The 12,814-nt window shown below is 44.2% G+C and carries 10 protein-coding genes; 7 read left to right on the top strand and 3 right to left on the bottom strand.

The genetic code is table 11. From position 1 onward, the window contains the following. Positions 1 to 3: 3 nt before the first annotated feature. A complete protein-coding gene (locus tag QYT14_RS05230) occupies positions 4 to 1,227 on the bottom strand; it encodes a hypothetical protein (RefSeq protein ID WP_288324358.1) in 1,224 nt (407 codons plus the stop codon). A gap of 157 nt (positions 1,228 to 1,384) precedes the next feature. On the opposite strand from QYT14_RS05230, the gene QYT14_RS05235 reads away from it, so the two are divergent. Then, complete coding sequence (locus tag QYT14_RS05235; protein WP_288324359.1) at positions 1,385 to 2,836, top strand: ATP-binding cassette domain-containing protein; 1,452 nt, start codon at positions 1,385 to 1,387, stop codon at positions 2,834 to 2,836. A 38-nt stretch (positions 2,837 to 2,874) separates the two neighbouring features. Here the strand turns inward: QYT14_RS05235 and QYT14_RS05240 are convergent, their stop codons facing one another. After that, on the bottom strand, positions 2,875 to 3,828 hold the full coding sequence (locus tag QYT14_RS05240; protein ID WP_288324360.1) for a nitronate monooxygenase: 954 nt from the start codon (positions 3,826 to 3,828) through the stop codon (positions 2,875 to 2,877). A 201-nt stretch (positions 3,829 to 4,029) separates the two neighbouring features. Between QYT14_RS05240 and QYT14_RS05245 the strand changes: the two genes are divergently transcribed. From QYT14_RS05245 to QYT14_RS05255, 3 genes are all read left to right on the top strand, one after another. Then, on the top strand, positions 4,030 to 5,328 hold the full coding sequence (locus tag QYT14_RS05245) for an anaerobic C4-dicarboxylate transporter (protein ID WP_237037880.1): 1,299 nt from the start codon (positions 4,030 to 4,032) through the stop codon (positions 5,326 to 5,328). Between the two features lie 35 nt (positions 5,329 to 5,363). Continuing rightward, entirely contained in the window at positions 5,364 to 6,422 is a 1,059-nt protein-coding gene (gene ansB / locus QYT14_RS05250) for an L-asparaginase 2 (RefSeq protein ID WP_288324361.1), read from the top strand. A gap of 111 nt (positions 6,423 to 6,533) precedes the next feature. Then, positions 6,534 to 7,700, top strand: coding sequence for a porin (locus QYT14_RS05255; protein WP_237037878.1), 1,167 nt, complete (start codon positions 6,534 to 6,536; stop codon positions 7,698 to 7,700). 88 nt (positions 7,701 to 7,788) lie between these two features. Here the strand turns inward: QYT14_RS05255 and QYT14_RS05260 are convergent, their stop codons facing one another. Further along, positions 7,789 to 8,949, bottom strand: coding sequence for a dicarboxylate/amino acid:cation symporter (locus QYT14_RS05260; RefSeq protein ID WP_288324362.1), 1,161 nt, complete (start codon positions 8,947 to 8,949; stop codon positions 7,789 to 7,791). Positions 8,950 to 9,033: 84 nt separating this feature from the next. On the opposite strand from QYT14_RS05260, the gene gnd reads away from it, so the two are divergent. Genes gnd through pgl form a run of 3 tightly spaced genes read left to right on the top strand, consistent with a single transcriptional unit; the run spans position 9,034 to position 12,704 of the window. Continuing rightward, positions 9,034 to 10,470 carry a decarboxylating NADP(+)-dependent phosphogluconate dehydrogenase gene (gnd, locus tag QYT14_RS05265; RefSeq protein WP_288324363.1) on the top strand — a complete coding sequence of 479 codons (1,437 nt, stop codon included), beginning with the start codon at positions 9,034 to 9,036 and terminating at the stop codon, positions 10,468 to 10,470. 27 nt (positions 10,471 to 10,497) lie between these two features. Further along, positions 10,498 to 12,006, top strand: coding sequence for a glucose-6-phosphate dehydrogenase (gene zwf / locus QYT14_RS05270; RefSeq protein WP_288324364.1), 1,509 nt, complete (start codon positions 10,498 to 10,500; stop codon positions 12,004 to 12,006). Further along, positions 12,003 to 12,704: a 6-phosphogluconolactonase gene (gene pgl, locus QYT14_RS05275; RefSeq protein WP_288324365.1), complete on the top strand. Its 702-nt coding sequence runs from the start codon at positions 12,003 to 12,005 to the stop codon at positions 12,702 to 12,704. Before zwf ends, pgl begins: the two co-directional genes overlap by 4 nt. Positions 12,705 to 12,814: the final 110 nt, after the last annotated feature.

A 12,814-nucleotide genomic window follows, 5' to 3' on the forward strand; every position in this document is an offset into this window, starting at 1 on the left:
AATCTATAAAGGATATATTTTAGCATATTCATATTGTTTGTATTGTCCGAAAGCATCGCTTATTTCGAATTTGTCTTCGTAGAGCGACACTATTTGGCAAAACAGTGTGGTACATTCTTTCTCGTTTACTTCACGCTGAAAGGAATAGTGTAGCAAGAAGGTAAATAAGTCTTGCGGCTGCTCCTCTTTCCATCGCGCCTCTGCACCAGCCTGTAAAAAGTTCTTAACTACTTCTTCCAAGTTTACCACTTCCTCATACATGGCTTGCGCCTCCATATCTTCCTCACTAAAAGCCCCTGCTTCATTCTTGCGAATGCGCTCACGGGTCTTCTGGTTGCTCAGGATTCTAAGGATAATGGGGCGTACTTCATCACTTGCCAGATATTCGGGCGATAGTTTGAATGAAGTCTGTGCACTGCCTTCCAATAAAATGGAGTGTTCACTTTCCATCACTTCCGCCAGATTGCTCCGGGCACGCAATTCAAACTGGTCTTGCAGATATTTTACTTTTCGAATCTTCTCCACCAGTATCACTTGGTTCTTTATCTGGTTCAGATAGTTGATAATGTCCTGTTGCGCCCGTATAAGGCTATGGGCAGACAATTGCAGCTCCTGACGCAATTCCAGCAAGATGCGTCCCAATTCCTCATCGGTGGCCTGCTGGAAAAAAAGACGTTCTTCGTGCAGAATCAGGTGCTCGGTAGAGTCAATCAGGCTTTGTATGTTGATGCGCTTCTTGTCCAGGTTTTTCAGCTTGGCGATTTTGATCTGGTACGTCGGTTCATGCTTGAAAGTGTTATCGATACTGTTTTGCAAATTCATGATATTGCGTATCGTTACGCGGGCTATTTTCTGAAACGTCAGTTTGATGTTCCTTACATAACTCTCTTTGCGCGACTGTATCTTTTCTTTCAAGTAATAATCCATCAATTCATGCAAGTACTCGATGTTTTCGTCAATCGTTGCGGTATCAATTTCTTCATTAGCTTCGAGCAGCGTTTCAAAGAAATCGAGAAAACGCACGTCCAGCTCCAAGAAATTGCCATTTTGATGGATCACTTCTTTCTCAATCAATATTTTGAGACGATTTTCATCATCTTTTAATAATTCTAGGGCATCTATGTATCTGAAACTGACGGTTTTTCTCTTTTCGAACATTTCCGTTAGCAATGTTTTTGCTGTGGAAACGGTATTTATGATTTCGTAAATGGAACGGAATATATACATAAGTTTTTCTCCAAAAAAGTGCACGAAGTTATGACAAAAGGTTGAAAAAACCTAGTTTTATATGCTAAAAAGCATATTTTCCTGCATCCGGGCGGATGTTTTCTATTAAATTTTATCTACCTTTGCAGTCTGTTTAAGACTGAAATGAGATACTGAAATGCAGAATATTATTGCTATTGAGAATGGGGTTACCCGTCATCCGCTTTATCGGATGAAAGAGCCGATAAACATGACACTTGCAGAAGGTGAGCACATTGCTATTGTAGGTCCGAATGGGGCGGGAAAAAGTATATTGGTAGATACGCTGACCGGACGTTGGCCACTATTGATGAATGAAGTGAAATATGATTTCTCGCCTTCGCCCTCAAAGATGGCGTATGACAATATAAAATACATTGCCTTCCGTGATTCTTATGGTGATGCAGATGGGAACTATTATTATCAGCAGCGTTGGAATGCGCATGATTTGGATGAAACTCCTATTGTTCGCGACCTTTTGCCGGAAGCTACTAATGCCAAACTGAAAACAGCCTTGTATGATTTGTTCGGCATGGAAACGATGCTGGACAAACACATTATTCTGCTGTCGAGTGGAGAACTGCGTAAATTTCAGTTGACTAAGACCTTGTTGAGTAATCCGCGTGTGCTGATAATGGATAATCCTTTCATCGGTCTCGATGCCAAGACGCGTGACCAACTCCATGCATTGCTTCGTGAACTCACACGCGTGACCGCTCTGCAAGTGATTCTGATACTTTCAAAAACAGATGATATACCTTCTTTTATTACGCATGTGATTCCGGTGGAAAATCGTTTATGCGGTGATAAAATTACGTTGGAGACTTACCTTGCCGGTTGTAAGCCTGCACCTGAGCGTGTGCTCTCGAAAGAAAAAGAAGAACGTATTTTGGCACTTCCTTATAGTGATGACCTTTATCATACCGACCATGTGGTGGACTTGAATAAGGTAAGTATTCGTTATGGTGAACGGACTATCCTGAAAGAGTTGGATTGGAGTGTGAAATGTGGTGAGAAGTGGGCGCTCAGCGGAGACAATGGATCCGGAAAATCGACATTGCTTAGTTTGGTCTGTGCCGATAATCCGCAGAGTTATGCCTGCGATATAACATTGTTCGGGCGTAAGCGCGGATCGGGAGAGAGCATTTGGGAAATAAAGAAGCACATCGGGTATGTCAGCCCGGAGATGCATCGTGCTTATTTAAAGAATCTGCCGGCCATTGATATTGTGGCAAGCGGACTGCATGACTCGGTGGGACTCTATAAGCGTCCGCGTCCTGAACAGATGGAGGTTTGTGAGTGGTGGATGGATATTTTTGGTATTGCCAATCTGAAAGAGCGTAGTTTCTTGCAGCTCTCCAGTGGAGAACAACGTCTGGTGTTATTGGCGCGTGCATTTGTTAAAGACCCGGAATTACTGATACTGGATGAACCGTTGCATGGGCTCGATTTGATAAACCGTCGTTTGGTAAAAGATATTATTGAGACTTTCTGCCAACGAAAAGATAAAACAATGATAATGGTGACACACTATCAGGAAGAGTTGCCGATGTGTATTACCAATTCATTGCATCTGACAAGAAATGAATAACTATTGAAGAAAAAGATTAACCGATACAAGTTATTGATTTATAGGATAAAAGAGGAAAACTCTTTTGTCCGCTTTAATGCTGTATTAAAGTCATTTATCAGTTCCTTGATTACTTCTTCGGCTGTTTGGAGACTATGTACAGAAGAGGCTATTTGTCCTATTTCTACTTCACCTTCGTAAATATCTCCTTCAAAAATACCTTTCTTGGCACGCCCCCTGCCCAATAATTCCCTCAATTCTTCTACAGATGCACCGCGTGTCTCTGCTTTCTCCACCTGCTTGAAGAACTCATTCTTGACGAGTCTTACCGGTGAGAGCTGTTTTAAGGTGAGCTGGGTGTCACCTTCATTCAGTCTGAGGCAACGGTCCTTGAATGTGAAGTGTGCCGAACTTTCTTCTGTCAATGCAAAGCGTGTACCTATTTGGACTCCGTCGGCTCCCAGTGTCATGGCGGCCAAAATACTTTCACCGGAGCCAATGCCTCCTGCTGCCATTAGCGGAACGGTTGTAATCTTTTTTATAGCAGGAAGGAGACACAGGGTCGTGGTCTCTTCGCGACCGTTGTGACCGCCAGCTTCAAAGCCTTCGGCAACAATCGCATCTACACCTGCTTCTTCGCATTTGGCAGCAAACTTACTGCTTGCCACGACATGTGCTACCACTATGTCGTGCTGATGAAGATGCTCGGTCCAAGTCTTCGGATTTCCGGCAGAAGTAAAGACAATCTTTACGCCTTCATCGATTACGATTTGGATGATTGCATCTATCTCGGGATACATCAGCGGGATATTAACCCCAAAAGGTTTTTCGGTGGCTGCTTTACATTTCCGAATATGTTCGCGGAGCGTCTCAGGATGCATAGAGCCGGCACCAATCAATCCGAGTCCTCCTGCATTGCTTACGGCAGAGGCCAACCGCCATCCGCTACACCACACCATACCACCTTGGATAATAGGATATTTGATTCCAAAAAGGTTACAGATTTTATTCATTGTCTTGTCATTATATAACTATTTATATTGAACAATTGAATCGGAAAAATGTTTGGGTGACTATTTGTAAAACCACGCCTTTTCTTCGTGTGGTAGTGAAAAAAAAGAAAATTCTCCGCTTTTTTACGGTTTATAGAACAGAATTGGTCTATCTTTGTTATGAGAATTAAAATTGTATTTTTATAACAATAAAAACGAATCATGTTATTACAACTACTATTTGTACTTGCCGCTATTATTGTGGGTGCCCGTTTAGGAGGTATCGGACTTGGAGTGATGGGGGGTGTGGGCCTCGCTATTTTGACTTTTGTCTTCGGACTTCAGCCTACTGCGCCTCCTATTGATGTGATGTTGATGATTGCTGCCGTTATCTCTGCCGCATCCTGTATGCAGGCGGCGGGCGGACTGGACTTTATGGTGAAATTGGCGGAACGTCTGCTGCGTCGTAATCCGGCACATGTTACTATACTGAGCCCATTGGTAACTTACTTGTTTACTTTTGTTGCGGGAACAGGACATGTGGCTTATTCCGTACTTCCCGTGATTGCCGAAGTTGCTGCCGAGACAAAAATCCGTCCCGAACGTCCTTTGGGCATTGCGGTAATCGCATCGCAACAGGCTATTACAGCGAGTCCTATTTCCGCTGCTACCGTGGCACTCCTTGGGTTGCTTACCGGTTTTGATATCACTTTGTTCGATATATTGAAAATAACCATTCCCGCTACCTTGATAGGAGTACTGGTAGGCGCTTTCGCTTCGATGAGGGTAGGTAAGGAGTTGATGGAAGATCCTGAATATCTGCGTCGTGTGGAGGAGGGACTGTTGGAGGATAAGCACGTGGAGTTGAATGACGTGAAGAATATGTTTCAGGCACGCCTTTCTGTGATTATCTTCATTGTGGCCACTTTGTTGATTGTATTGTTCGGCTCTATTCCCAGCCTTCGGCCTTCGTTTGACGGAAAAGTATTGGATATGCCTTCACTGATTGAGATTTTGATGTTGTCGGCTGCCGCACTAATTTTGATTATCTCGCGTACTGACGGTATCAAGGCAACTCAGGGAAGTGTATTTCCGGCAGGGATGCAGGCAGTGATTGCTATCTTCGGTATCGCATGGATGGGAGATACCTTTATTAATGGTAACATAACAGAACTGACAGGTTCTATTGAAGGTATTGTCCGCCAGATGCCGTGGCTTTTCGGTGTGGCATTGTTTGTAATGTCTATTTTGCTTTACAGTCAGGCGGCCACTGTACGTGCTATTGTGCCTTTGGGAATTGCTTTGGGCATTTCGCCAATGATGCTGATAGCTCTGTTTCCGGCAGTAAACGGTTATTTCTTTATTCCCAACTATCCGACTGTGATTGCCGCCATTAATTTTGACCGTACAGGAACTACCGGAATCGGTAAATGGGTGTTAAACCACTCCTTTATGATGCCGGGGCTTATAGCCACGATTGTATCGATTGTTGTCGGACTGTTACTGATACAAATATTTTAGTCTCAATATATTAATTACCTAAACTAGAAAAGATTATGAATGGATTAAGAAAACTCAGTTTGCTGGCTGTGACGTTGTTGCTCGGCGCCTTTGCAGCAGTTGCCCAAAAGCCTAATATTCATATTTTGGCAACAGGAGGAACAATTGCCGGAACCGGTGCTTCGGCTACTAATACGAATTATACAGCCGGACAAGTGGCTATCAGTACACTGCTGGATGCTGTGCCCGAAGTGAATAAGATTGCCAATGTGACCGGTGAGCAGATTGTGAAAATTGGTTCTCAGGATATGAATGACGCCGTTTGGCTGACATTGGCAAAACGTATCAATGAGTTGCTCGGCCGTGGCGATGTGGATGGTATCGTGATTACTCATGGGACAGATACAATGGAAGAAACAGCATTTTTCCTGAATCTGACTGTGAAGAGCGATAAACCGGTGGTATTGGTCGGGGCTATGCGTCCTTCTACGGCGATGAGTGCTGACGGTCCTTTGAACCTCTATAATGCGGTAGTTGCTGCTGCAGCCAAAGAATCGAAAGGGAAAGGAGTGGTGATTGCAATGAACGGCTTGATATTGGGTGCTCAGGGAGCAACTAAGATGAATACGGTAGATGTGCAGACTTTCCAGTCTCCTAATTCGGGTGCATTGGGATACATTCTCAATGGAAAGGTGTCGTATAATATGGAGTCTTTGAAACGTCATACTACCAAGTCGGAGTTTGATGTGACAAATCTTGATAAATTGCCTAAAGTGGGTATTGTTTATAGTTACTCTAATGTGGATGCCGATGTGATGACTCCGTTCCTCAATAATGGCTATCAGGGAATCGTTCATGCTGGTGTAGGCAATGGTAACATTCATCAGAATCTGTTCCCGATGTTGGAAAAAGCGCGTAAACAAGGAATCTTAGTCGTTCGTTCAAGCCGTGTTCCGACAGGGCCTACCACTCTTGATGCAGAAGTGGATGATAATAAATATCAGTTTGTGGCTTCTCAAGAACTAAATCCGCAGAAGGCACGTGTATTGTTGATGCTTGCATTGACAAAGACAAATGACTGGAAGAAGATTCAGCAATACTTCAACGAGTATTAATCGGTTTACATAGGGCAGATGCCCGATATTTTTTCCACTGTAGAGGCAGGATGCTTCTGCTCCTACAGTGGATGTTCTCATTTATTTTCAAACCCCAAACCATACTTAATTATGAAAAGGATAATGTTATTATGCCTGACGGCCATTGCCATGTCAGGCCCACACTCGCTATATGCACAATCTTCAAAAAGCGATTTCATGTCGGATAATAAAAGCCTCTTTGAGGAGGTGACCGGTATCAAAAAGAAGACCGACAAGTTCAATCTGTATCTCAATATGCATGGTGATTTCAACATGAAATGGAATGAATCCGGCTTTGACCAAGGTGCATTCGAGATGAAACAACTCCGTATTGAAATGAAAGGCAACATTAATGACTGGCTCAGTTATCGCTATCGCCAGCGACTCAACCGAGGCAACGACGGTTCGGGAAACATCGACAATGTTCCGACCAGTATCGACTATGCAGGCATCGGTGTCAAACTGGATAAGTTTTCATTCTTTGCCGGCAAGCAATGCGCTGCTTACGGAGGAATCGAGTTTGATGTAAACCCCATTGAAATCTACGAATACAGTGATATGATAGAGAACATGAATAATTTCATGACCGGTTTGAATATAGCTTATAATTATAATCCTTACCAGCAGATACAGTTTCAGGTATTGAACAGTTTGAACGGGCCTTCCAAAGAGATGTATGGCGACTTGGAACGGACAAAACTTCCGTTGGTTTACACCTTGAACTGGAATGGTAATTTCATGGATGTATTTAAAACCCGGTGGTCTGCATCTATTATGAACGAAACAAAAGGCGAGAAAATGTATTATTATGCTTTGGGTAATGAGTTCAATTTCAATCCTCAATGGCATGCTTATTTTGACTGGATGTATTCTCGTGAAGGAGTAGACCGCAAAGGTATTATTACGAGAATGATGGGCGGTGACCTCAACCACAACGTGTTTAATGCCGAATATATGTCATACGTGCTCCATGTCAACTATCGTTTTGCTCCGAAATGGAATCTGTTTGCCAAGGGTATGTATGAGACTGCTTCCGTTTACAAAAGCAGTGATGAGGTGGAAAAAGGAAAGTACCGTACGGCATGGGGGTACGTCGGTGGCATTGAATATTATCCGATGGAAACCAATTTGCATTTCTTCCTGGCTTATACCGGTCGCTCTTATCGATTTACTGACCGGGCTAAAGCGTTGGGAGAAGACAATTATTCCACTAACCGGGTTTCTGTAGGCTTTATTTGGCAGATGCCGGTATTCTAAAGCATTGTGCAGCAAAAGGGAGAGAGCATGCCAGAAGTCCGATGTAACTGTTACATTGCGTTGCTTTTGGCATGCTCTCTTTCATTTGTTATTTTTTCCCAAAGAACTTATCGATAATCAGTGCTATCGCTCCGTCGCCCGTCACATTACAAGCTGTTCCGAAACTATCCATTGCAATATAAAGCGCAATCATCAACGCCTGTTCGCTTTCACCGAAACCCAGCATAGAAGAGAGGATGCCCAGTGCAGCCATAATCGCACCACCCGGAACGCCCGGTGCGGCTACCATTGTAATGCCGAGCATAAAGATAAATCCGGCAAACATGGGAAAATCGAAAGGCATTCCCTGCATCATCATCAGCGCCAATGCGCATGCAACTATCTTCAGGGTGCTGCCCGATAAATGAATCGTGGCACAAAGCGGAATTACAAAACCGGCAATGTCTTCGCTCACACCGTTCTTGATGCTTTGCCTTAGAGTCACTGGAATAGTGGCAGCCGATGATTGTGTACCCAATGCCGTAAAATATGCCGGAAGCATTCTGCCCAACAGCCGGAACGGGTTACGACGGACAAATAATGCTGCAATAGAATATTGAAATACCAAAAGGAAAATATGCAATAGGAAGATAACCCCGATAATCTTTATGAAGACCGACAATACACTCATGACTTGTCCTGAATGTGTCATATTCAAGAAGATGCCGAAGATATAGATAGGCAGTAATGGTAGGATGATGACCTGAATGGTTTTGATGATAATATCCTTAAAGTCATTACATACATTCTTGAGTGCTGTGGTGTCCAAGTGGGCGATGCCCAGTCCCAGCGTAAAAGCAAGGATGAGTGAGGTCATGACATTCATGGCAGGCGGAATGGCTACCGTGAAAAAAGGAATGATGTCATGGGCTTCGCTTATTTGTTCGATGGAAGCTCCGGGAGTAATCATTGACGGAAAGAAGGTGATGCCTGTAAAGTAAGATAGGAAACCTGAGAATAGCGTTGCTCCGTATGCTACAAGCGTGGTAACTACCAGCATTTTCCCCGCTTCTTTGCCGATGTCGGCAATGGCGGGTGTTACCAGTCCGAGGATAATCAGCGGGATGATAAAACCCAGGAACTCGCTGAAGATTCCGTTGAAGGTCACAAAGATTCTTACCAATCCTCCGGGGAGGATATTGCCGAATGCGATACCTAGTGCAATGGCAAGGATAATACGGGGCAACAACCCTATTTTAATCTTTTTCATTATAGTGTAAGATTGATATGTTCGCAAAGATAGAATTATTGAACAAATAAATCTGCCATTTGTTAAATATAAAAAGATTAAATTATGGAAAAGGCAGATATTGGATTGATTGGACTGGGAGTAATGGGGCAGAATCTGGCTCTGAACCTGGCTGGTAAAGGATGGAAAGTAGCAGTGTGGAATCGCACGGTTCCCGATAAAGAAGAACATATAGTTGATAATTTCATAGCTAAGCGTGCGCAAGGCAAAAACATTGTAGGTACTCAGACTTTAGAAGAGTTTGTGGATGCACTGAAGACTCCGAAAGTCGTTTTTCTCATGGTGCAGGCAGGCCCTGCGGTAGATGAACTGACAGGCAATCTGCTTCCCTTGTTACATGAAGGTGATATTATAATTGATGGCGGAAATTCTAATTTTGAGGATACGGAGCGCCGGGTGAAGGAACTGTATGAAAAAGGAATGTATTTTGTCGGTTGTGGTATTTCAGGAGGCGAAGAGGGGGCATTGCATGGTGCGTCCGTTATGCCGGGCGGAGCTCAGGAGGCATGGCCGGTGATACAACCGATGTTGAAGAGTATTGCGGCTCGTGCTGAGGATGGTACTCCATGTTGTGAATGGGTAGGTCCGGGCGGTGCCGGGCACTATGTGAAGATGGTGCACAACGGTATCGAATATGGTGATATGGAATTGATAGCAGAAACTTATTATGCACTGAAGCATCTGTTGGCACTGAAAAATGAGCAGATGGCGGATATCTTCGAACGTTGGAACCAGGGTCGTTTGAAGAGTTATCTGATTGAGATAACGGCAGCCATCCTCCGTCATAAGGAATGTGGAGGCGGTTATCTGATAGACAGTATACTGGATGCTGCCGGACAGAAAGGGACAGGGCGTTGGAGTGTTATCAATTCGCTACAACTCAATACTCCTCTTGATGTAATTGCCGAGGCTGTTTTTGCACGTAATCTATCCGCTGAAAAGAGTTTGCGTGTGTTGATGGCCAAACATTATATGCATATTGAGAATCATCCGGTGTATAATTATCAAGATACTGTTTCCGGACTGGAGGGCACTCTCTATGCGGCTCGTCTGGTAGGATATGCACAAGGGTTTGCATTGATGCGCACAGCGAGTGACACTTATAAATGGAATTTGAACCTTTCCTCCATTGCCTTGCTGTGGCGTGCCGGCTGCATTATTCGTTCTGCCTTTTTGAATGATATTGCCGAGGCTTACCGTCGTGCACCGGGATTGTCGCACCTGTTGCTTGACGAACATTTCGGTATGGAAGTGGCGGAAGCTCTTCCTATATGGAAGAAGTCGGTGGGTGTTATGCTGAAAGAAGGATTGGCTGTACCTGTGCTCTCTGCAGCATTGAATTATTTTCTAGGGCTGACCACCAATCGTTCGCAAGCCAATATGATTCAGGCGATGCGTGATTATTTCGGAGCGCATACATTCGAGAGAGTGGATAGTCCGAGAGGCGAGTTCTTCCATGAACAATGGCAAGAAGAGAAATAAAATAAACCGATAAAAAAGAACTGATTTATGAGTTTACCACATAGTTTGTTTTTAGTTATATTCGGCGCGTCGGGTGACCTCACCCGGCGTAAGCTGATGCCTGCCCTGGTGAAGATTCACAATGAGGGACGTTTCCCTGAACACTTTGCCATTGTGGGGTGTGCCCGCACTGCCTATTCGGATGAAACCTATCGTACTTATCTGAAAGAGGAGTTGATGAAATCTTCTTCTTTGGACGAAAAGGAGAAAGCGTCTGTGGATGATTTTCTTGCCACAGTTTATTATCAGTCAATGGATCCTGCTGATGCTTTGACTTATTCCTTGTTGAACGAACGGCTGAAAGCCCTGTCTCCCCAATATGAGAATGATGGAAATTATTTGTTCTATCTGGCCACTCCACCGCTGCTTTACGAACTGATTCCGAAATATCTTCACGATGCCGGTATCCTTAAAAAGCCCGGACTGAAACGTATCATTGTCGAGAAGCCTTTCGGTTATGACCTTGCATCGGCACGTAAGCTGAATAAGATTTATTCCACTTACTTCAAGGAGGAGGATATCTACCGCATCGATCATTTCCTTGGGAAAGAGACGGTGCAGAATATCATGGTGACACGTTTCGGAAGTACAATCTATGAGCCTATTTGGAATCGTAACTATATTGATTATGTTGAGATAACCGCTGTCGAGAATATGGGCATCGGGACTCGTGGAGGGTATTATGACGGCTCAGGCGCATTGCGCGATATGGTGCAGAATCATCTGATGCAGTTACTTGCCATTACTGCGATGGAACCGCCTGCCAAGTTTGATAAGAACGGATTCCGAAATGAGGTTATCAAGGTTTATCAATCGCTTCATCCGTTGACTGATGAGTACATTCGCGAGAATGTTGTTCGTGGACAATACATGGCCGGTGAGACACAAGTGGGTTATCGGGAAGAAAAGAATGTCAATCCCGACTCGCGCACGGATACTTATGTTGCCATGTGTCTTAAAATAGACAATTGGCGTTGGCAGGGCGTACCTTTTTATATTCGTACCGGCAAGCAGATGCCGACAAAAGTGACCGAGATTGTTGTCCACTTCAAACCTGCTCCCATGCAGATGTTTCAGATGAAGGAGGGGCTCTATCGCGGTGAAGAGCTGATTCTCCGCATCCAGCCTGATGAGGGTATCTTGCAGCGTATTGCCATGAAAGCACCAGGCTCGGGATTCTACATGGGAACAATGGAGATGGATTATAGTTATGACCAAAACGCACAGGAGACAGGTGATGCCTATGTCCGTCTGTTGGAAGACAGTTTGGCAGGCGACCCTACCTTGTTTACCCGTTCGGATGCTGTAGAAGAGAGTTGGACGTATTTTGATAAGATTCTGGAATATTGGAAGAAACATCCGGAAACTCCTCTTTATGGTTATCCTGCCGGAACATGGGGACCGAAAGAGGCGGACGTACTTATAGAGCGCAGCCATGCCGAATGGACTAATCCTTGTAAGAATCTGACACATTCTAAACTATATTGTTTGTTATGATACCCGATAAATATTTATATATATCGCCCCGGCAGGCATCACAAACCCTCATTACTCGTATATTGGAGGCTATGGAGAAGGATTCTGAGCGTCCTTTTACCATTGCCCTTTCCGGTGGAACGACTCCGGCGGTATTGTTTGAGGTGTGGGAGAGTGAGTTTGCGGCATACACGCCGTGGACACGTCTTTATTTTTACTGGGTGGACGAGCGTTGCGTGCCGCCTGACGATGCGCAAAGCAACTTTGGTCTTGCCAATCGTCTTTTGTTTAGTAAAATAAAACTACCTCCTTCGCATTACTATCGGATAGTGGGCGAGGGAGCTCCCGCTGAAGAAGCTATATTGTATTCTTCTTTGGTGAAGGCTACCGTGCCGACTGTAGATGAAGTACCGGTCTTTGACTTTGTATTGTTAGGAGTGGGAGAGGACGGTCATACTTCTTCTGTTTTTCCTGACCGGAAGGATTTGTTGACAGCGGCTGAACCTTATGCAGTGTCAGTCAATCCTTATAATAAAACGGTTCGTATCTGTATGACCGGAAAGCCGATGATAGAGGCAAAACATACTTGTTTCCTGGTGACGGGCGAGAGTAAGTGTAACATTCTGAAGAAAATACTCGATAAAGAACAGGAAGATATTTATCCCGCTTCTTATATATGGCATCACGCCCGGATGCCGGAACTTTATGCTTCTTTGTGATAGAAGTATTTTTCTATAAGTCACCCTCGCCACAGATAGTTGTAGCGAGGGTGATTTCAATTTTATATAAAGCTTTCTTTTTTCGTTGTAGAAAGCAACTATCAAAGGTC

The organism is uncultured Phocaeicola sp., assembly GCF_948499155.1.
Taxonomy (GTDB): domain Bacteria; phylum Bacteroidota; class Bacteroidia; order Bacteroidales; family Bacteroidaceae; genus Phocaeicola; species Phocaeicola faecalis.